A 21,419-nucleotide genomic window follows, 5' to 3' on the forward strand; every position below is an offset into this window, starting at 1 on the left:
GAAAAATCTTCTCTTCATCCCTTGGGTTTGTCTTGGCAATTAGAATAACTCCTTCCCCTACTTATTGAGCCGATACCCCAAATGCTTCATCACATCAATCAGCTTTGCTTTCTTAAAGTGACTCATCAACCACTTGACTGTACATATTAGGACACATCCATTAATGTTTTAACCGTAAAAATACCGAACTTTTTTAGACCAATTTTCCCTACTACCAGCAGTAGAACGGCTCTCCCGGATGCTTGGTGTAAAAAGTAGCGATCGATACAATCTACCGCAGTTTTTTACCATCTTGCCCTAGAATCTGTAACGTTGTATTTAACTATTAGAAGCGCAACGAGGATGCCGTTTTATTCGTAATCTGAAGAGCGAGTTTTACAGGAGTTGCAGCATAGGGCTTATTTGAGGGGATTGTCAAGACACGCTCTGGCATGAAAATTTCAAGATGTTAGAACCCCGACTTCTCTAAGAAGTCAGGGTTCTGGGTGTTCTGTTTTTTTAGATTGGTCTGCTGATTACTTACTCAGCCGCTTGTAAACCGTAGCCAAAGCATGGCTATCCCCGACATTTCCCGGAAACAAAACCACTGGTAAATTTGGAAACAGAGGATGGTCTGCCTCGGTTTTCACCACCGAACAACCTGCAATAATTTGACCGATTTGCCGGACACTTTTCAGCGACAAACCGGTACTCAAAACATCATTAGAAGTAATGCCGCCTTTGCTAATTAAAAACCCGATATCCGCAGGCATTCCCCGCACGATATCCATCAATAAAGCAGAAACCGCCTCTCCAAATTTTAACCGGATTTCCGCATTTTTAAATTGTAGCTCCTGGCGGCTGGTATAAATTACAGGCGTTTTGCCGTCGGCATGAGCGGTGTGGACTTTTTCGAGAATTTCATCGAGAATTTGGGTGCGATACTCTGGTGAATCTTCTAACAAGTGAGATACATCTATTTCAATGCTAACTATATTGGGTTCTTTTAACAAGCGTTCCAATTGTTCTGTAGTTTTCTTAACGTGGGAACCCACTATTACTGCACCGGGTTTGCCCTTTCTCACATATTTTGCCATTTCGTCGGCTGCTACAGGCTGGTGGCCGATGTCAGCTAAGGATGTTAAAATACTGGCCGCGCTGCGGAATAAAAACTTTTTACCTTGACTGGCTGCATCGAGAATGTGTTTGGCAAATGTGTCTAAATCGCCTTGACTTTCGCCGTCAACAACTGCACATTGGTTGTCTGTCATGTCCATCAGTCGATCTAAACTTCCGTAGCGCATATCTGCGAGTAAAATGCGATCGACTGCATCAGCGGGGATGCGGCCTTTGGTTTTTTCTTCTACATAGTCTGGCAGGTAACTGTGACTGTAGCCGAAAACTGAATCTTTGGCAAATTCGGTTTCGTGAACAGGCGTTGCGACGCTGTTAACCATTAGGTAGTGCACGCTGTTGCGGGTAATTCTGCCTCCTTCAAAAAAGGCGGGAATTAGAAAATGAGCGTCGAAGGGGCCAAGTTCTTCGGCGATCGCGTCGGTTTCGATGGGATAGTGGCCGCGCAGGGTAGAATCGGAACGGCTAACTATTAGGAAGTCTTCGATTTCTTCGCTGGCGATCGCCTTTTTAAGATTTTGGCACACTTCGCGGGTGACGGAGGCTGCTTTTTCGGGAGTTAGCGATCGAGTATTTGTCAGTATAAAGAAAATCGGGGATTTGTCCCGCAGTCCCAAACGCAGAGTGTCTTCGTCCCAACGTGTCAGCAGCAAGCAACTGTGCACGGTTTGAGAACCTGTCGGATCGTCGTCGAGAACTATAATCTTGGGTTTGCTAGAAGACATACTGACCTTGTTGTTAACGTCACCTTCCCAAGATATCCTTACCTGTTACGTAACAGGAAAAAATTTACAATAGTTATGATATTTTTTTCACATTTCTCATAACTTATCATTTGGAGAATGTGTTTGAGTTCGAGCGGTTCAGTAAGCTTCATGTTGCTACTGGGTAAAAGGCGCACGCAGCCGTGCACGCTACTAAGTTTTGCCATTTTTAAAATTAGCAGCGTTTCGATCTTGCAACTTTTTCATTTCTGCTTGAACTCCCACGGCTACCTGCAAAGCTTCGTTGAGCAATCGTCCCGGCTGGCTCGATCTATCGCTAATTTGCAGGGCATTCAAATTTCTTAAGTTATTGGCAAACAATTCGGAATTAGTAGCGACAAATTTTTTGTTTTCCCTAAGAATTCTTTCAGTTTTCAAAGCTCGAACTAAATCGTCTCTGATTAGCTGCAAAGCTTGAATTACTTTGGCGCGATCGCCGATTTTGACTTCCGCATTGCCAGCATCTTCTATCTGATCATTAATGGCGATCGCTGCGATTATACCATTATAGCGATCGACATCATCAAAAAGATTGATTAAATGTTGGTTTTGCCGACTGCACCGAATTTTCCACGCATCCTCAAGGATTAAACCGAGTATCGCAACCAAGTGAAGGGCGAAGCACAACAAATAAGCTATAGGAAATATCGCAACCAGCAGCCAACAACTGATTAGAACCAAAACAATTAAACCGACTGTTTTCAAAGCTTCGCCGGCAAACTTAGTCGCTGTCGGCGGCCGGTATACGCGATCGGGCCCGGCACCGGTGAGGTGCTTGAGCTCACCGATAGTAATTTCTAATCCCTGAATGTCAGCTCGCATAAATCTTCATAAATATTTGTTAATTATAAAGTTTTGTAGTAGAACAAGGGGCTCGTCTACAATAAACCTAACACTTTTTTCAACCAAAACTAGCACTATGTCTGTACGTCCTATATACCTCGACAATCACGCCACAACCCCCGTAGATCAACGGGTACTTGATGCGATGCTGCCGTATTTCACCGAACAATTCGGCAACGCAGCCAGTATCAACCACGTCTACGGCTGGGAAGCAGAAGCAGCGGTAAAACAGTCACGACAAATCATAGCAGAAGCGATCAACGCCTCCCCAGAAGAAATTGTTTTTACCAGCGGCGCCAGCGAAGCAAATAACTTAGCGATCAAAGGCATCGCCGAGGCTTATTTCAGTAAAGGAAAGCACATTATCACAGTAAAAACCGAACACAATGCAATTCTTGACCCCTGTACCTATTTACAAAAATTGGGGTTTGACATTACTGTTTTACCCGTGAAAAGCGACGGGCTGATTGATATAGGCGATTTGATCAAAGCGATTCGGGCCGAGACAATTTTAGTTTCAGTGATGACGGCTAACAACGAAATTGGCGTTATCCAGCCGATCGCAGAAATTGCTGCAATTTGTCGCGGAAATGACATTCTTTTTCACACAGATGCGGCACAGGCGATCGGCAAAATTCCCCTCGACGTAGAGGAGATGAATATCGATCTAATGTCCTTGACAGCCCACAAAATTTACGGGCCAAAAGGTATCGGTGCTCTCTACGTGCGTCGCAACAAACCGAGAGTGCAGCTAGCGCCGCAAATGCACGGAGGAGGCCACGAACGGGGAATGCGATCGGGAACTCTCTACCCACCGCAAATAGTTGGGTTTGCCAAAGCAGTAGAATTGGCAATTGCAGAAATGCCGTCGGAAACAGAACGAGTGGTTAATTTGCGGCAGCGTTTGTGGGAAAATTTGAGTGAATTGGGCGATGTTTTTCTCAACGGTCACGCTACGAAGAGATTGCCAGGGAATCTCAATATTAGTGTAGGCGGGGTTGACGGTCAAGCGTTGATGTTGGGTTTGCAACCGGCGGCGGCAGTTTCTTCTGGTTCTGCTTGTACTTCTGCGAAAATATCTCCATCTCATGTTTTAGCAGCGATCGGGCGATCGGACAAATTAGCCTACGCTTCGATTCGCTTTGGTATTGGCCGCTTCAATACCGCAGCAGAAATAGATGCAGTCTCCCAACACGCGATCGCAACTATTACATCTCTCCGACAAGCTCAAAAAGTGATGAGTTAGACAGTTGACAGTTGACAGTTGACAGTTGACAGTTGACAGTAATCTGTAGGGTGCGTCGCTATGAGATACTAAATGAAACTTTCAGATTCAAGCGTGGCGACGCACCTTACCATTTGAGATTGGACTGTTCAATATCGCAGATGAGTTAAATCATATAACACCAGATCCCCGACTTCTGCAACCGTTTCCCAGACTCAACATCAATGCTAATGCTAGAATTCGGGGATCTACTAACACCAATCCTTTACTTATAACCAAACACCTCGCGCACTCGATAAATTGGTTTTCCCTGGGATTCGTGATAAGTCCGCATCATCACTTCCGCCAACAAACCAAAACAAAATAACTGCACGCCAGTTAACAGCAAAACCACAGCCAAAATCAGCAAAGGGCGGTTCCCAATAATTTGACCAAAACCCAATTTTAAGACTGTCAAATAAATTCCTAAAACCGTTCCCAACGTCATAGAACTAAGTCCCAAAAGTCCAAAAACGTGCATCGGTCGAGTCAGGAACTTTTTCATAAAAGAAATAGTTAACAAATCCATCAACACGCGAAAAGTCCGCCAAATCCCGTACTTACTTTGACCGAAACGACGGGCGTGATGCCGCACCGGCATTTCGGCAATTCTCGCCCCTTCAATAAAGGCCAAAGCAGGCAAAAAGCGGTGCAATTCCCCGTAGAGATTCAAGTCTGCTACCAACTCGGATTTATAAGCTTTCAAAGAACAGCCGTAGTCGTGCAAAGTTACGCCTGTAACGCGACCAATTAACCAGTTCGCAATTTTAGAAGGAATCAACCGACTAATAGTATTATCCTGCCTATTTTTCCGCCAGCCACTCACTAAATCGTAGCCTTCATCTAACTTTGCCAACAATAGCGGAATATCAGCCGGGTCATTTTGTAAATCGCCGTCTAGCGTCACAATAGCACGACCGCGAGCGCGATCGAAACCTGCCGACATGGCAGCAGTTTGCCCGTAATTGCGGCGCAAAATTACAGCACAAAGGTCATCGCGACTGCTGGCTAACTGCTGGAGAAGTTCAGCCGAACCGTCCTTAGAACCGTCATCTACACAAATAATTTGATAGCTGAGTCCAGATGGTTGGATAGAAGAGGCGATCGCCTCAATCAAATGAGGCAAACTTTCCACCTCATTATACACCGGCACTACCACCGAAACATCGAGAACAACCTCAGCGCCAGCCTGCTGTGCAGCCAATTTTTCCAAAAATAATGCAGCGTCCATTTTTTTATTCGATAATATCAACAGTCAACCGTCAACAGTCAACCGTCAACAACTCACTAGGTTGATAACTTGCCACAACTTTACCATATCCGCGCAATTGTCGGTAATAACATTGACTAACTTTATCCCCATTTTCCGACAAAACATCGATACCGATACCATTGCGACCTTGTTCTTTTCCTGAACTGTGAATATAACGACTATCGCCCAGATACAATCCTACGTGAGTTGCTTTTTCCGCTGTACCAAAAAATACTAAATCTCCTGGTTCTAAATCACTTATACTAATAGGTCTAATGAAAGCTTCCTGCTGATAAGCATCTCTCGGCAACCAAATACCCGCAGCCACAAAAGCAGCTTGCATCAATCCCGAACAATCATAATTTGGCCCGACAGTACCGCCCCAAAGATAATAATTGGATTGGTTCATAGCGTCACGAGCAAAAGTAATGGCGATCGGCAATTTCTCCCTAATTTGGGCCTCAGAAAGCACCAGAGGATGATACACTGTCTCTGTCGCATCGAGCAACTCAACATCTCGAATATCCAGCCATCCGGGATAATCATCTTCGCACAGCCGCACCATCACAGCCGTTGTATCCAAGTTTGCATCGCTCTGTTTTAGGGGGAGTTCGACGGCGCGCAAATGCCGCCCCACCGCCGCTTGAGTTGCGAGTCGATCGCACTTTGGGGAATCGTAAATATTTATGTGCGATCGCGCCCGGTACTCCACAACATCAGATAATTGATAATTGGCCATTGCTAATTGCTAATTGTTTGCTGTTAATTGTTCGCATTTAACGATAGATTGCCATTAGCTGCTAGCCGTTAACCGTTAAGCGTCAGCCATCAACCATGACATTTTTTCACAAAGACGAACAATTAGAAAATCTCGGCAGTAGCATTATAGACTCCGCATTGTCAGAATTTACAGGCTTAACGGGCGATCGTACAGCCATTACCTGGATAGTCTACGATCCGCCGGTGCGAGTCAATACAGGCGGAGCCCTCAGCGCCCAAGAATTTTGGAAATATCAACCGCGAGGTTTTAGCGCCAGAGCTGCCGAACGAATTTATCCAGCCAGCATCGTCAAATTATTCTACCTCGTGGCCATCTGGGAATGGGCGCAAAAAGGCATGATTCAAACATCGCCAGAATTAGAACGTGCTGTCCGAGATATGATAGTTGATTCCAGCAACGACGCCACCAGTTTAGTAGTAGACGCGCTCACCGGCACCACCAGCGGCCCAGAATTATCACCAGGCCCCTTTGAAACTTGGAAACAGCAGCGAAACCTTGTCAACCGTTACTTTCAATCATTGGATTGGCCGGAATTACAAAATATTAACGCCAATCAAAAAACCTGGTGTGACGGCCCCTACGGTCGCGAGCGAGCAGTTCTGGGAGAATTAATGGAAAATAGAAATATGCTGACCACAAATGCAGCGGCGCGTTTGCTGCACAGTATAATCGGCGGCGTAGCTGTTTCTGCCAAAGCATCGCAAGAAATGATGGGTTTAATGAAACGCAGTTTAGAACCAGCAGAATTAGAAGCAGATCCTGAAAATCAAGTCACAGGTTTTTTAGGTGGCGGATTGCCAGAATCAGCAAAATTGTGGTCAAAAGCGGGACTGACAAGTCAAGTTCGTCACGATGCTGCTTATATTGAAATACCGGGTTTGCGGCCGTATTTGTTAGTTGTATTTACCGAGGGTAAAGAGAATAGCAAGAATGAACAGATTTTACCATTTATATCGCGGCAATTTGTCGAAGCGATGAAAGTGCTTAATTAGATTTAGGTTTGTAAATTGAAAACTATATACACAGATGCCCGACTTCTTTAACAAGTTGGGCATCTAACATCGTCAACTGTCAACGCTAACTTTTTAATTGAACTTGCTCCATCATTCGTTGATCTTGTTGGCTGTGAAAACGATGAGTTGAGGAAAGTAATTCTTCTTTGCTAACTGGCGTTCTTCTTAGGGTATCTAAAGGAACTAGAAACTCACCTTTTTGAATTTGAATTTCCAGTGCATCAATTACAAATCTTACATCCAAAAAACTGGCATCTTCGTAGTCATTATCTTCATAACGTTTAATTTGTTCTTCTTTCAGTCCAGCTAAATCTGCCAATTCTTTTTGGCTTAGCTTAGCTGCCAGGCGAGCTTTAATCAAGATTTGGGGTAAATAATCAATAGCATCAAGTGTTAATACTATTGGGGTGTCGCTATCATGAGATGTAAGCCTGTCATATTCAGCAATTTCTGCTTGTAAAGCCATCAGGTGAGATTGTTTGACATCCCCAGAAAGTTGCCACCCTTCGGGGTCTTTTTTCTTCAGTTCCTCATCTTGCTCTAACGCCCTAAGAGAATATTCAAATTTTCGGGCGCATTCTTGACTATATTCATACTCTTTTTCATTTTTAATCATGGGTTCCACCTTAATAAATCTATAGCAATAAGGCCCTTATGATTTAACTGTCTGTCACGCTGAAAGAATTCTATAGAAGTTAAACCGTAATCTCCTACAGGTTGATCTGAACGAAAAATTTCACCTTTATATTTGGATTTCTGTGCGCTACGATCCAAATGATTTAGTAATCTAGGGGCATTTTTTCGGAGATAATCGTAATCGACATCCTCGCTATCCCAACAGGCATCAAAATCTCCTGGGTTTGGTTTAATGGTAACAAAGCTGCCGTTGATATAAATTGTCCGGCAACCACCTGCTTTGAGTTGCTCCATTGCCATTCGCAGTCCGCGCATTAAACGCAACCTCAGCTCGTTGCTTCCAAATCGTTCTACAAATTCTTCCCATTCGCAAAAATGTACTCCTGGGGGTAAGTTGCCGTTTTCATCGAATTCTGGAATCACTTCCTCACACCTTAACACAGATGAATATCCGGCTCTTGAGCGTACCATATTGCGATCGTTGTTTGGAAAATTGCGATCGCAGCGATAGCTTCATTGACCCTCACGGCAGACTGAGGTGGCGCTACCGATCGCCAATAGTGAGCAAAAAATGACCGGAAAACGCAACTTTTAAGGTTATGACGAATCCAAAACCCTTGATTGATAAAGGATTGAATAGAACGGAGAGGGGGGGATTCGAACCCCCGAAGGGTGATAACACCCTTAACAGATTAGCAATCTGCCGCTTTCGACCACTCAGCCACCTCTCCAGATGACAGCAACTAACCATAGCACACAGATTCAGCCTTTGGCAACCCCTAATCGCAAAAGATCCTGAAATCGTCACCCTGTCTAGCATCCGACACCTTAACCCGATCGCCTACTCCCCAAAGCCCCTAGCCTTCAAGTGCTTTTCCCAACTAAAATTGGAACTCAAAAAGAACCTCTTAGTATACAAATATCCCAAGCGGTACAGGTGAGCCTTGCGATCGGCATCGAGATTAAAATCTGTCGTCGTCACCCCAGCTTCAGTCACATCAATATTAATCACCCTGCCCTTATCCATTTCTCGCTGGTGATAGCGGTCTCTTGCTTTCATCATCGTTCTGAACATCGCCGCCAGCATCGACAGGGGAGTATCAATCTTAGCTTTAGTCTCAATTCCGGTATCGACTAATCGAAACCCAAAGGTAAACCAGCGGGGCATAGCAGGAGTGGAACCGACGGATTGTTTGTCATAAATCCACAGGGGGAAATTGCTCAAAATTCCGCCATCTACAATTAAGTCATCGCCCAGTTTTCCTGGTTCAAAAAATAGGGGAATACTCATCGACAACCGAACGGCTTCAGCAACGCTAAAATCTTCAGCGCTTTGGAGTCGCAACTGCTCATACAAAGGATCGGAATCCGTCGATTCGCGTCGGTGTAAGTCGTCTGGCAGCACCAACATTTCACCGCGAGTCAGGTTGGATATTACTACTTTTAATTCCCGGTCTTTTACGATTTGTTTCACATCGGCAAAAGTGTGCAAGTTACCTCGACCGAGCATTGCTTCCAGCCACTGCCGGAATGGCTGCGCCGAATATTCTCCCATCTGACGGCTAACTGTTAGGAAAAGCAGCGTCCAAGCAGGAGATTGCAAGTCGTCGGCGGGGTCGCCGTTTAAAATTAGAGGACTGTTTTTTTGAGTTAAAAATATGCTGTAATCGAGCTGTCCTAAAATTTCCTCTAAATCATCAATTGACAAGTCGGTTGCCAATACTGCAGCAGTAATTGCACCTGCCGAAGTGCCGGCCAATTTTCGCCACCGGATGCCCAAATCGCTACAGCACCTGAGTGCTCCTAAAAATGCCACTCCGCGCACGCCGCCGCCTTCAAAAACCCCGTCGGCATAGATTTGACCGTTTTCGTCGGGAGGCGGAAATTTGCTGAGAATTGTTTGTTTCTCGGTTGCGGTGATTCTGACACCGGCTTCTTGCAAAATTTGCTGCGGATACCACTTGCTCATGGGAAATACCTCGGATCAATTTGGATTTTTAAGTTTAGATAGATAGATATCTATTGCTCTTGATTTTTGTCGGCATCCATTGCCTCTTTGACGTATTGTTGAACTTGCGATCGCACTTGTTCGTAGGCCACCGACGCGCACCAAGGTCGGAGAGATAAAATAGTTGTATCGGGAGTAATCTCGGCTACCAAACAAGTCGGGGGCGGATTCTCCAACACCAGCGGGTGAGAGTGGGCAATTTCTAATAACTCAGCCATCGTTGGACGGATCGCCCGATCGCCAATATCAATTTTCAAGTCTACTCGCCTCATTCCCATTGCCGTTGTATTTTTCAGTGTACCGTTAAACAACTGGTTGTTCGGGACAATAATTTTTATGCGATCGTCTGTCACCACGGTTGTTGAAAAAATCCCGATGCTGTCCACCACTCCCTTAACATCCGCAGCTTCGATCGCATCTCCGACTTCAAAGGGCCGCAAACTAATCAACATTACCCCAGCAGCAAAGTGCGACAAAGTATTTTGCCACGCCAAACCAATGGCCAAACCCGCTGCACCCACCACCGCAACCACGCTGGTAGTTTGAATTCCCAACTGACTCAAAGCGGCGACTACTCCCACTACCAAAATCGTAATTTCAGCAGCTTGAACTAAGAATTTCCGCAGCGTGGCTTCGGTGCGACTCAGTGCTCGGCGAGTCACGCGGCCCGCAAAGCCGATCGCAAATCGCGTAATTAGCAAAATGCCGATCGCCCACAGCAGTTGAGGTACAATTTTAAACCCCAATTCTACGAATTTTTTTGAGAATTCTTGGGCTACTTCCAAGGCTTGTGTTCTTTCTGCATTTAGCTGAGAATAGAAGGTTTGGGCTATAGGTAAAAACGTCTGAATAACTGTCATATCAATTGGGAATTGGGAATTGGGCATTGGGAATTGGGCAAACAGGGCATTGGGCATTGGGCATTGGTAAACGCAGTCTCAGTCTTCTGCATAAGTCGGAGAGTCCGACAGGGATTTTTAACCCATGTCTCATAGCTAAACTCCTCTCAAAGAGGACTACAATCAATAATTTCCTCGCTCAAAATCTTGAGTCGGTTTTAACCGAGTTTTGCTATGAGGCAGGGGTTTAAACCCCTGCCGGAATACTGTTAATAGTGTACTGCTACGCGGGGCAATCGGTGTTTAAAACCGCAGAGAATTTCCCACGAAATAGTTCCTAAAGTCGCGGCCCAATCATCAGCAGTAATTTGATATTCTCCATCTTTGCCCAACAGCGTCACCACTTCGCCGACTTCTAAATTGGGAATATCGGTTACATCCAGCATTAATTGATCCATCGTTACCGCGCCCACTTGTCGCACGAACTGACCCCGGACTAAAACCTGCATTTTATTAGAAAGATTGCGCGGAATACCATCTGCATAGCCGATACCAATTACGGCAATCTGTGTCTGCCGCTGAGCTATAAATTGATAGCCGTAACTGACGCCGGTTCCTGCTTCGATTGTTTTCACCTGCGTTACCCTAGCCTTTACCTGCATTGCGGGCTTCAAATTGGCGATCGACTGCAAGTGAGGTGCTGGATAAAGACCGTAGGTAGCTAAACCGACTCGCACTAAATCGTAGTGCAAATCCGGGTCAGCGAGGGCTGCAGCAGAGTTAGCCAAGTGGAGGCGAGGGGGGTTAATTCCTGCTATTTTAATTTGCTCGATCGCCTGTTGAAACCGCTGGTGCTGCTCTCTCATAACTGCGGGATCGGGACTGTCTGCTGTCGCCAAGTGAGAGTAAATACTGGCTAATTTTAAATTGGGCAACCGCTTGACTAATTGCACAAATTCTGTAGCTTCCTGCCAGGGCGTACCCAAGCGAGACATTCCCGTATCTAACTTAGCGTGAACTGGCAAAGATTGGTTAATGCCTGCGAGAACTTCCGAAAAAATTAGGGCTTGTTTGGCAGTACAAATAGTGGGCTGCAAGTGCCAATGGGCGATCGCCTTTACCTGTTGGGCTGTATGGGTTGCCCCCAACAGCAAAATCGGCGCTTCTATCCCAGCTTCTCGCAATTCTATTCCTTCGGGAATTGTCGCCACTCCCAGCCAACTAGCACCTGCTTGCAATGCTGTTTGACTGACTGCAACAGCACCATGCCCGTAAGCATCCGCTTTCACAACTGCCATCAGTTCTGTGTGGGGAGATAAGAGCTTTTTAAGCTGTTTTACATTGTGAGTTAAAGCTGCTAAATCGATTTCTACCCAAGCCCGCTGGCAAAGTCCCCCGTCACCGTCCCACAGCAACGTCTGGCGGGATTCTTTTGTCGTTGATTCTGCGGTTGTTTGTTCCCCACTCCACATTGTCGATCGCTCCTACTTACTTACACCATTAAAAACTGCTCTAAAAACTGCTAGGATATTTTACCCTAAGTTTGATTATAATAAGATTTTTCCTTTAATCAATGTTATACAAGTTTAAAAAAAGAATGCAACTGTAGGCAAGCTGCAAACCCATATTGCATCAGTCATTCACCATCTAAAATCTAAAATCTAAAATCTAAAATGGTATTAACTGGTGTATCATAGCACCAAAAATACCCGATAAAAACTATGGACGCACTGGCATACCTACATTTAGCTGAAACTTGGGAAACGGCTGCGGGTCAAACTCGATCGACCCACTCAAAAATGCACCTAAATTTAGCCTATACTCCTTTACTTTTCTTTACGATCGCTCTCACAATTTTCAATTTAGTCAATCCCGCACTCGCCCTCAAAAAAGGTGATTCAGGCTCGGAAGTAGCCGAACTCCAGAAAACTCTACAAAACGCAGGCTATTTTCGCGGTAAGGCTACAGGATTTTACGGTTCTCTCACCCTGGCTGCTGTGAAAAAGTTTCAAGCAGAGAACAACCTAAAAGTTGACGGAATTGTTGGCCCTAAAACCTTGTCAGCACTGAAAGGTAAGCCGGAAGATGCGAGTATTGAAGCTGCGGAAAAACTCGCGCCAAATGTCGATCAATCTTCGCCATCTCCTACCGCCACAGATAACACAAACGAACTAGAAGATCAAACTAAAACTCAGCCCCAAGAATCTCTATTTCAAGAACCCTCTTTGCCACCCTTTAAAACTGAAAACTCCGAGGACAAAGAAAGTGAATCACAACCCACAAGGCTAGTAAATCCTCCCGACAACACTCAAGGAAAAATGACCTTGAAAAAAACAATTTACGGTAACATCTCGCCAAAATCAATAGTTTATTCGGGTTCTGGTTTGTTTTTTGCTCAAAACATGATGTACCGCCACACAATCACAGTTTACGACAGGAACTTTAAATTAGTCAAAACTATTCCCGATACAGTAAACTTGTCGAAGTTTGGCTTTTCTAAATTCAAAGGCGATTATAAAGGATCTCCCGTAGAAGCGGCTTTTTCAACCGATGGCAAATATGCCTACGTCTCCAACTACAAAATGTACGGTTCCGGGTTTAGCAATCCGGGAACCGACAGGTGTTCTCCAGCGGCAAAACACGATCAAAGTTTTCTTTACCGCATCAATACCCAAACTTTGAAAATAGAAAAGGTAATTCCTGTCGGTGCAGTTCCCAAATTCAATGCTGTTTCGCCTGACAATCGCTTCGCGCTCGCGAGCAATTGGTGCAGTTGGGATTTGAGCGTAGTTGATATCAATAAAAATCTCGAAGTCGAGCGCGTGAAACTGGGTGCATATCCTCGGGGTATTGTTGTTACTCCCGACTCAAAAAATGCCTATGTTGCTATCATGGGTTCTTCCGATATTGCGAAAGTGAATCTCATCGATTTTTCGGTAGAATGGCTGAGAAATATTGGCAATGCACCGCGTCATTTGACGATCGACCCCAATGGCAACTATCTTTATGCCACTTTAAATGGTGAAGGAAATGTGGCAAAAATTGACCTAAAAACTGGTAAAGTGGTGGACAAGGTTTCGACTGGAAAAGCCCCTCGCAGCATGACGATTTCTGATCAGGGAAAACTGCTTTATGTGGTCAACTATTTCTCGAATACTGTTAGCAAAGTTAGGACGAGCGATATGAAAGTTCTGCAAACAGTGAAGGTTAATTCAAGTCCGATCGGGATTACTTACGATCCGGAAACTAATCAGGTTTGGGTAGCTTGCTATTCGGGCAGCATTATGGTGTTTCAAGATTAATCTAACAGGTTCGCAGTGAAATTTGTAGGGTGCGCTGCGGCGCAACGATTGAGTTTTTAGATCGGTGCGCCGTGCACACCCTACATGATTTCTCAACTAGAAAACTAGGTCTAAACCCGGTTTGTGGCCGGGCGCGTGCGTCCAGGAGTGTAGATATATCGGTGCGCCGTGCACACCCTACAAGATCGATCAGTGCCGATTGCGCGCCCTACATGAGGGGTGAAAATATTATTTGGACGACTTGACCGACTTGATAACATACTTAGAAGGTTTAGCAGGTACTTTACCTTTTTTGGCCATAGCTTGGTAAATCATGGCTGCTACTTCCGCGCGAGTTGCTGTTTTGTTGGGCTGCAAAAGTGTGGGCTTCGGGTGGTTGACAACAATGCCAGCTTTAGTCGCTGCTGCTACTTTGTCAACTGCCCATTTCGGCACTTTTTTCCTGTCTGTATAAACTTGTAAAATCTTGCTTGCACTCCCTTCTTGTTTCAGGTTTAAACCGCTAGCTAATGCTACGATGACTTCTACACGGGGAACGTCTTTTGTGGGACGGAACTCATTGTTTGGGTATCCTTGAAGAAATCCTTTTTGTACGCTGCCATCGATCGCACTAGCGGCAGGGCTCTTGTCTTTCACGTCTTCAAAATTAATCGGTTTTCGGGTCGGTTTTTTGTCGGACATTCGCTCAATTAAGCGGGCTAGTTCGGCTCGCGTCATCGGTTCGTCGGGACGAAATTTACTGTCAGTCAAATCAGTAAAGATTTTCCGATCGACTAAAGCGACAATGAATGGACGCGCCCAATATTTGTCCGGAACATCTGAGAATATAACGGGCCCAACTTTGGGTTGATCGGCTTTCGGTTGATCGGCTTTCGGTTTGGTAATTGCTGAATTGGGAGTCGATCGCGCAATTGGCGTGGGAGGAACAACGATTACACCCACCGGAGGATTTTGCGGTAAAATCGGCCCTAAAGGTGCCACAGGTGCGACTTCCCGTTGTGAAGGAATGAGCGTTGTAGCGGGCGATCGCAAATCCGAACTTGGCGATTCTGGCGTTAATATTCCCGGGCTCGCGGGCGTAACAGCAGGCTGAGAGAAAACGGCTGGAAATTGCCAATTTCTGGCATTCAATCGATCGGGATTTTTACCTGTTACCCAAAATAAAATTGCTCCCATCGTGCCGAAGGCAACCAAGATAGCAATCAATTCATCCAATCCTAGAGGATTTCTTTCCCCTGACGGGGGTTGTGAAGAAGACATATTGTCACCTAAATACCAATGTAGAAATTAAATCACATATTTTTTTAGTCTGGGGGAAACAGAGAGGGCTAAATCAACTATTCCAAAGTTTTCATTCTCCCTACTGCGGCGGCGTGGCATCGGGAGAATATATAAAATTAACTTTTACCGATGTCAGATGCTGATTTTTGCCATCTTCAATTCAGCGCCTTCTACCCCCGGAAGAGCGACTCCGACTCGGTTGACGAGAATTCCTGCCACTACCAAAACTCGGCTGCCGCTTGTTTTGATTTTGACGCGGCTGCGGCGATCGCCTCAAAGTGCTGCCACCGTAACCCGAACCGGTCGATCGATTGCCATTTGGCCGTGCTGAGGGTCTTACTGGCTGGTTATATGTGGGCGATCGCAAGCGGCCAGTCGTCCTTAAAACTTGACGGTTTCTCACAACTGGAGGCGGAGTTTTGTAGCGAGTTTGATATTGGTTAACAGCTTGGCCGTAAGTATTGCCATACCCGCCATATCCTGTCATAATTCCCGGCTGATAGACTGGCGGCATATAATATTGCGGTCTAAATAACAAACTGCCGATCGCCTGACCGGCTATAGCCCCAGCAAACGGGGCCCAGAAGCCAGATTGCTGTCTCACTACTACGGTTTGTGGCTGACCTGTTTGAGGGTTATTAACAGTTTCGGTAACGTTGTGAACGTACTCAATTTTGAAATCTTCTGTCAAATGCAAAACCGCTTGATTGTTATCCAAATTTAGATAACTTTTCTTGCCTGCCGATGTTTCTTCATCTGTTAAGCGAGCCATTTGCAAATCCTTAGTGCGGTAAACTGGGGGACTGCCGGCGGGAGTATTCAGCAACATCAAACTGTATTCGCCATCCGCATCGTCGTAGGTAGCTTGCTGTACAGAATATTGACCTTGAGTCAAGTTATTATTTGGTGCAGGACGCACTGTGTTAATATTTGGATTGCCAGCAGGATTTGTAGAAGTTTGTCTACTAGGAGAACCGCAGGCGGTTGCCGTCCATAAAAAAGTTAAAGCCATTAAATAAATTGTCAGTCTTCGCAGCATCATAAATAGTAATTGGTAATTGGGCATTGGGCATCGCGCATGGGGCAGCGCGCATTGGTAGCAAATAACTAATAACTAATAACTAATAACTAATTACTCCTTCCTTAAAGGGGAATAAGTTCTGGGAAATTGACCAACACTTGGTCGTTGGTAAGTTCGTCTCCCAACTGTGCGGGAGAAAAGTGAACTTGCACAGCTCGGAGCCTTTCTTGGTAATGTAAATTAATCAGTGCTTTTAAACCGACTTTAAGCGCGCTGATGTCAGCGAGGTCAGTTTCTAGGGCAGGAACTTCGCCTTCATACGCAACTGTCAGCATCACCACCACATTTCTAGTTACCGGCAAAGACAAGGGGGATTTTTTATCGTAAACAGATGTACTGTATTGAGGCTCGCTGAGATAGCGATCGGCTGAATCAGTGAAAAGTTCATCCACATAATCGCCTGCTTCGCCTTCATTCCAAAAAACATCGCCTTCATTGGCGGCTGCTTGCCAGTAGTTGTCGTACTGCAACAGGTGATTGCAAATTTCTACAAGACCTTCTCCTAAAACTGCTATGTCGCCATCGGCATCAATTGCTTTTCTGGCGGTGTGGTTGAGAACTCCTAACAGCGGTGCAACTTCTTCACCTGTTAGGTGAACGAACACCCGGCAAACTGCCAATCGAGTGTGACCTGTAAATTGATTGAATCGATCGCGCCAAGCATTCATAATAACCTATAGTTGTAATCTGTAGGGCTATAATTCCCACCCTAGCAGGCGATTTGAACTTTTGCCGTCTACCCTCAGATTGATCTGAAGAGTATTTTTAGCGATCGCCTCGGCAGCCTACTGTCTCGCTTTGACTCATCTAATTTTATAGCAGTTTTCACTCGGATCAAATAGAGTTCAAATACAGTAGGGAAACGGCACAGCCTAGTCCTGACGGGGAGCAGCGACTTTTAATAATTGGTATGAGATTGATGATTGTAGCAAGAGTTTTTTCTATTGATATTAATTCAGCGCTCGTTTGCTTCGCCGGAATATGATATTGTGTGCTATTGATTCATTTGTCTATTGTTTGCAGTGCTTCGCGATCGCAATGACAAGAAATTGTAGGGGTATATAATTTCCACTCAAAAAACCTCCAATCTTGCAAGATTGGAGGTGCGCTAAGCGAATACTTTGGTTTGAGATAACTATTTGACGATCGCGCTTTGGACTTGTTCGATCGCAATTTCAGAACTCAACTCAGCAATTGGCGAAACTGGCAAATCCAGCTCGCCGCCCGGAGCTTCTGGGTGTTCGCGAACGGCCGCAACCGCATCTGCTGACTCAGCTACAGCACCCGCCGGGGCCAAATCGAGCAAAGCCGGAATTTCCATGTGTCCAGAAACACCTGCATCTGCGATCGGATCGATCGACTCTTCAAAAACTTCAAAATTATCGGTCATCGCAGCGCAAGCAGCAGAAGCGCGCTTGCCGGCGCGGTAGCTCATGTAGGCCGCACCCCCACCCAAAACTCCCGCCAAACCGAGCAAACCGAGAGCTGCTGTTTTGTAGGATTTCCACGGATTCATGCGCTCCGAGCCGCCGGAACCTAGGAGGGTTGGCGCAGAACCAGATTTAGCCGCCCCAGATTTGCTGTAGGAACAGGGGAAAGCAGATGCAGCGTCACAAACAGCGATGCTGCTTGCGATCGCCACGACGGAAGCAATGCCAGCTAACACTTGAAACTTCTTCATGGTGCTCTGGAGATTGTAAAGGATAATTAAAAAATTAATGGTAACAGCTCTTTACAAATGTATCAACTCTGCGCGCCGCCCATATCGAGGATCGATCGCAAAAGTCAGCTATAGCCTCACGCAATTCAAATTTAAATTTCCCAGCTTAAAAACCTGCAATGCTTGCTCTGCAAGCGTTTTGGCTAAAAAACTGGTAGAACTTCAAGTTTTGTGAACCAATACTTTGATCGCGCCCAAATTAGAAAATCTGAGGTGAGACAGTAAAAAATTTAGTTACATGGCAGCAAACACTTGGTAACAAACTACTTTTAAGGCTACTTTTGTAAAGGCTTAGTTATTGGAATAACTCTTATTTTTATGACAGACAACGCGACTCAAGGCATTGAGCGAGATCCTCGCCGATTGTTGGTGACGGGCGGGGCTGGATTTATCGGCTCGAATTTTGTGCATCAGTGGTGCAACAGCTATCCGGGCGATAGAGTAGTCGTACTCGACGCTTTAACCTACGCCGGCAACAGACAAACCCTGGCAACTTTGGAAGGAGGCGAAAATTTTCGGTTTGTGCAGGGGGATATTTGCGATCGTACCCTAGTCGATACCTTGCTCAAAGAAGAAAACATCACCACAGTCGCCCACTTTGCCGCAGAATCCCACGTTGACAGGTCAATTATCGGGCCTGCCGCCTTTGTTCAAACAAACGTTGTCGGAACCTTCACACTTTTAGAAGCCTTCCGCAAGCATTTTGAAGCAATTGATGAGCCCTCTCTCAAAGCACAAATGCGCTTCCTCCACGTTTCTACCGACGAAGTTTACGGCAGTCTCGGCCCCGATGACCCAGCCTTCACAGAAACAACAGCCTACTCCCCCAACAGTCCCTACTCAGCCTCCAAAGCTGGCAGCGATCACCTCGCCCGCGCCTATTTCCACACCTACGGCGTCCCGACAATTATCACCAACTGTTCCAACAATTACGGCCCCTATCACTTCCCAGAAAAGCTCATTCCATTAATGTGCATCAATATGCTATTGGGCAAACCGCTGCCAGTTTACGGCGACGGTCAAAACGTGCGAGATTGGCTCTATGTTCTCGACCACTGCCGCGCTTTAGATGCCGTTATTAACCGCGGCCAACCAGGGGAAACCTACAATATTGGCGGCAACAACGAGGTAAAAAATCTCGATTTAGTAAAAATGCTGTGCCAGCTAATGGACGAATTAGCTTCTGATTTGCCCGCGCGTCCTTGCGAACAATTGATTACATTTGTCAAAGACAGAGCCGGGCACGATCGGCGTTATGCTATTGATGCCAGCAAAATTAAAACTGAGTTAGGTTGGACTCCCTCAGTAACAGTTGAAGAAGGTTTGCGGCAGACTGTAGAATGGTACTTAGCCCATCGGGAGTGGTGGGAACCCCTGCTTTCGGAGGAATATCAAACCTACTACCGGAAAGTCTACTCTAATTAATCTACTCTTGGACGCACGGGCTACCAAAAACCAGAACCAGTAAAAAACTGGTTTTCCAGCTCAAGAGTGCGTCCAGAAAGGTTTCTGTCTTGCCTTCAAGCTTTACCAGAAAAAATTGGTTTAAAGCCTCTCCCTTAAAGGCGAGAAATTAAAAGAAGACGATTCATTACTTCAATCCTCTTCCTTCTAGGTAGAGGTCGCACTCATCTGTCAACTGTCAACTGTCAACTGTCAACTGTCAACTGTCAACTGAAATTTAAACTCCCGACGCCGAAACCGGGTTAGAGAAAGGAAAATTTTTAGTTGAGTGCGATCGATCAGAGTTAAAAAACCTGTTTTCTTTAATCTTTGCGCCTAACTTCAGATTTAATTAGGTGGAGGTAAGTATCACACACCTTCGCCATTGTCAATTATTGTGAAGATTTAGTTAAAAATCATCCGAAATGCATAAATTAAAGTGTTTGTAGCTGATAATTTTAATAGAGTTACAAGATTAAGCATTTTAGAAGCTTTTAGGAAAAACAAAAAGCAGCAATGACTGAAATAAACTGGCTCAAGCACGTCCAAGAACCTAAATACTGGCTGTTAGGCATCGCCTCCGGTTTGATTGCCCTGCACCTAACTCTAACTTCCAGAACAAACTACACTGACCTTTTCGGCACAATGTTAATGTTTTGGGGAGTCGTAGCATTTCTCATTTGGGAAAGACACGAATCCTTAACTTTTGAAAGCGGAGTTTTCGCCAGCTTCTTTGGGACATCGTTAATTGCTTTAATATTGCTCAAAAGTTCGTCGATATCTGGATACGACTTTTTTATCAGAGCAACGCCTTTTTTGTCTGGAATCAGTCTCGCATTGCTGGCTTCGGGAACAAAAGGACTGAAACAATATTGGCAGGAACTTCTAATTCTTGCCTATACAGCGATTCCTCCAGGATTGATCGGAGTATTCGTTGACGTAGCCAAACTAACAGCAAAATTTTCAGCCTTCATCCTGCACTATCTAGGATTTGAAGTTGTGCGAAAAGGGGTTTATATCATCCTAGAAAAAGGCAGCGTCGAAGTGAATCACGGCTGTTCTGGCGTGAATGCGATCCTACAATTATTAGGACTGGCCCTGGTTTTCTTGCTGATGTTTCCGACAACTAGGGGACAGAAAATTGTAGTTCCAATTGTAGCAATATTTATTGCATTTTTAGTGAACGCTGCGCGAGTTGCCCTGATGGCAGTGCTGGTAGCGCTATCTCAACAAGAAGCATTTAAATACTGGCACGAAGGCAATGGTTCGGTAGTCTTTTCGATGATTGCTGTATTCATTTTCGGGCTATTCTGCTGGTTTGCAATCTTGCAATCGGAACCGCCACATAATAAAAAACAAAATTGCTAATGGCTATTACCTCTTGGAAACCAATTAGAATTTCTCTTTTGGCTGTTACTTTGGCAGGAGTTTTATTAGTCGCCGGAAAGTTGACATTCTATCCATCAACAGGCAATAGTCTAGTAACCCAGTTTAATTTTCCCGAGTCGGTGCCTTTAGCAGAGTGGAAACTAATCAAGAGCGCGCCGCTGGAAATTACCGATACTTCACAAATCAAGGCTGCCAGAAAGTATCAATATCAAAAAAATAGCAAGGATCTAGAAATAGAAATGCGCTATTTGGTAAATACTATTGGGGGCGTGGAAGGTATGATGAAGGGACATACTATTCTCAAGTCGTCTCCTGGTAAACTAGCATTAGCCAGCACTCAAGGCGCGGGGTTTCACGGAATTTTGCAGCAGCAAAATCGACTGTATTTGAGTTCGTGTATCAATCCTCGCGGCGGTGCTACAGTCACTTCCGAACAGTTTAGATACAATCGAAATACTCGCGATTGGCAGCCGAACCGGATTCTGTTTTGGCTGTTGGGTAGGGGAAATATTCAAGACAGGCGCTGTTTGTGGACTCAGATGTCTGTGCCTTTGGATAAAACAACTCCAGAAGATGCCAAAAAAATTCTAGAGAATGCTTGGGTTTCTTGGTATGGATGGTGGCAGCCGCGATTTCCCGAACCTTAAGTGAAGTCAATAGGACTTACGCACGGGTGGTCAGAAACCGGGT

At 45.3% G+C, this 21,419-nt stretch carries 19 protein-coding genes and 1 tRNA gene; 6 read left to right on the forward strand and 14 right to left on the reverse strand.

Annotated elements, in window-relative coordinates; all coding sequences use genetic code 11:
* Positions 1 to 515: 515 nt before the first annotated feature.
* Together QUA44_RS21305 and QUA44_RS21310 are read right to left on the reverse strand one after the other, a co-directional pair.
* Positions 516 to 1,838, reverse strand: coding sequence for a four-carbon acid sugar kinase family protein (locus QUA44_RS21305; RefSeq protein ID WP_333254251.1), 1,323 nt, complete (start codon positions 1,836 to 1,838; stop codon positions 516 to 518).
* A 192-nt stretch (positions 1,839 to 2,030) separates the two neighbouring features.
* The gene (locus QUA44_RS21310; RefSeq protein WP_333254249.1) at positions 2,031 to 2,699 is read right to left on the reverse strand and encodes a hypothetical protein; all 669 of its coding nucleotides are present in this window, start codon (positions 2,697 to 2,699) and stop codon (positions 2,031 to 2,033) included.
* 97 nt (positions 2,700 to 2,796) lie between these two features.
* On the opposite strand from QUA44_RS21310, the gene QUA44_RS21315 reads away from it, so the two are divergent.
* The gene (locus tag QUA44_RS21315; protein ID WP_333254247.1) at positions 2,797 to 3,966 is read left to right on the forward strand and encodes an IscS subfamily cysteine desulfurase; all 1,170 of its coding nucleotides are present in this window, start codon (positions 2,797 to 2,799) and stop codon (positions 3,964 to 3,966) included.
* 244 nt (positions 3,967 to 4,210) lie between these two features.
* On the opposite strand, the gene QUA44_RS21320 is transcribed toward QUA44_RS21315, so the two are convergent.
* Together QUA44_RS21320 and QUA44_RS21325 are read right to left on the reverse strand one after the other, a co-directional pair.
* Positions 4,211 to 5,215, reverse strand: a complete 1,005-nt coding sequence (locus tag QUA44_RS21320) for a glycosyltransferase family 2 protein (RefSeq protein WP_333254245.1) — start codon at positions 5,213 to 5,215, stop codon at positions 4,211 to 4,213.
* 31 nt (positions 5,216 to 5,246) lie between these two features.
* The gene (locus tag QUA44_RS21325; RefSeq protein WP_333254243.1) at positions 5,247 to 5,975 is read right to left on the reverse strand and encodes a C40 family peptidase; all 729 of its coding nucleotides are present in this window, start codon (positions 5,973 to 5,975) and stop codon (positions 5,247 to 5,249) included.
* A 95-nt stretch (positions 5,976 to 6,070) separates the two neighbouring features.
* Between QUA44_RS21325 and QUA44_RS21330 the strand changes: the two genes are divergently transcribed.
* Complete coding sequence (locus QUA44_RS21330) at positions 6,071 to 7,009, forward strand: serine hydrolase (protein ID WP_333254241.1); 939 nt, start codon at positions 6,071 to 6,073, stop codon at positions 7,007 to 7,009.
* 85 nt (positions 7,010 to 7,094) lie between these two features.
* Here the strand turns inward: QUA44_RS21330 and QUA44_RS21335 are convergent, their stop codons facing one another.
* The 6 genes from QUA44_RS21335 to alr form a co-directional block, all read right to left on the reverse strand.
* Positions 7,095 to 7,646, reverse strand: coding sequence for a helix-turn-helix transcriptional regulator (locus tag QUA44_RS21335; protein ID WP_333254239.1), 552 nt, complete (start codon positions 7,644 to 7,646; stop codon positions 7,095 to 7,097).
* A complete protein-coding gene (locus QUA44_RS21340) occupies positions 7,643 to 8,089 on the reverse strand; it encodes a DUF6932 family protein (protein ID WP_333254237.1) in 447 nt (148 codons plus the stop codon). The genes QUA44_RS21335 and QUA44_RS21340 overlap by 4 nt, the downstream gene beginning before the upstream one ends.
* 219 nt (positions 8,090 to 8,308) lie before the next feature.
* Positions 8,309 to 8,397, reverse strand: a tRNA-Ser gene (locus QUA44_RS21345).
* Between the two features lie 110 nt (positions 8,398 to 8,507).
* On the reverse strand, positions 8,508 to 9,635 hold the full coding sequence (locus tag QUA44_RS21350) for a patatin-like phospholipase family protein (protein ID WP_333254233.1): 1,128 nt from the start codon (positions 9,633 to 9,635) through the stop codon (positions 8,508 to 8,510).
* A gap of 50 nt (positions 9,636 to 9,685) precedes the next feature.
* Positions 9,686 to 10,561: a mechanosensitive ion channel family protein gene (locus QUA44_RS21355; RefSeq protein ID WP_333254230.1), complete on the reverse strand. Its 876-nt coding sequence runs from the start codon at positions 10,559 to 10,561 to the stop codon at positions 9,686 to 9,688.
* Positions 10,562 to 10,782: 221 nt separating this feature from the next.
* Complete coding sequence (alr, locus tag QUA44_RS21360; protein ID WP_333254228.1) at positions 10,783 to 11,985, reverse strand: alanine racemase; 1,203 nt, start codon at positions 11,983 to 11,985, stop codon at positions 10,783 to 10,785.
* A gap of 249 nt (positions 11,986 to 12,234) precedes the next feature.
* On the opposite strand from alr, the gene QUA44_RS21365 reads away from it, so the two are divergent.
* Positions 12,235 to 13,815: a peptidoglycan-binding protein gene (locus tag QUA44_RS21365; protein ID WP_333254226.1), complete on the forward strand. Its 1,581-nt coding sequence runs from the start codon at positions 12,235 to 12,237 to the stop codon at positions 13,813 to 13,815.
* A 228-nt stretch (positions 13,816 to 14,043) separates the two neighbouring features.
* Here the strand turns inward: QUA44_RS21365 and QUA44_RS21370 are convergent, their stop codons facing one another.
* The 4 genes from QUA44_RS21370 to QUA44_RS21385 form a co-directional block, all read right to left on the reverse strand.
* Positions 14,044 to 15,075 (reverse strand): S-layer homology domain-containing protein, encoded by a 1,032-nt coding sequence (locus tag QUA44_RS21370; protein WP_333254225.1) that lies wholly within the window; start codon positions 15,073 to 15,075, stop codon positions 14,044 to 14,046.
* Positions 15,076 to 15,256: 181 nt separating this feature from the next.
* Complete coding sequence (locus QUA44_RS21375) at positions 15,257 to 16,138, reverse strand: hypothetical protein (protein WP_333254254.1); 882 nt, start codon at positions 16,136 to 16,138, stop codon at positions 15,257 to 15,259.
* Positions 16,139 to 16,239: 101 nt separating this feature from the next.
* The gene (locus QUA44_RS21380; protein ID WP_333254223.1) at positions 16,240 to 16,845 is read right to left on the reverse strand and encodes a DUF1517 domain-containing protein; all 606 of its coding nucleotides are present in this window, start codon (positions 16,843 to 16,845) and stop codon (positions 16,240 to 16,242) included.
* 467 nt (positions 16,846 to 17,312) lie between these two features.
* Positions 17,313 to 17,858, reverse strand: coding sequence for a hypothetical protein (locus QUA44_RS21385; RefSeq protein WP_333254221.1), 546 nt, complete (start codon positions 17,856 to 17,858; stop codon positions 17,313 to 17,315).
* Between the two features lie 357 nt (positions 17,859 to 18,215).
* On the opposite strand from QUA44_RS21385, the gene rfbB reads away from it, so the two are divergent.
* The 3 genes from rfbB (at position 18,216) to QUA44_RS21400 (ending at position 21,376) form a co-directional block, all read left to right on the forward strand.
* A complete protein-coding gene (rfbB, locus tag QUA44_RS21390; protein WP_333254219.1) occupies positions 18,216 to 19,322 on the forward strand; it encodes a dTDP-glucose 4,6-dehydratase in 1,107 nt (368 codons plus the stop codon).
* A 534-nt stretch (positions 19,323 to 19,856) separates the two neighbouring features.
* Entirely contained in the window at positions 19,857 to 20,708 is an 852-nt protein-coding gene (crtA, locus tag QUA44_RS21395) for a cyanoexosortase A (RefSeq protein WP_333254216.1), read from the forward strand.
* Positions 20,708 to 21,376, forward strand: coding sequence for a cyanoexosortase A system-associated protein (locus QUA44_RS21400; protein ID WP_333254214.1), 669 nt, complete (start codon positions 20,708 to 20,710; stop codon positions 21,374 to 21,376). Before crtA ends, QUA44_RS21400 begins: the two co-directional genes overlap by 1 nt.
* Positions 21,377 to 21,419 lie beyond the last annotated feature (43 nt).

It is taken from the genome of Microcoleus sp. N9_A2, from assembly GCF_036701775.1.
In the GTDB taxonomy this organism is placed as follows: Bacteria; Cyanobacteriota; Cyanobacteriia; order Cyanobacteriales; family Microcoleaceae; genus Microcoleus.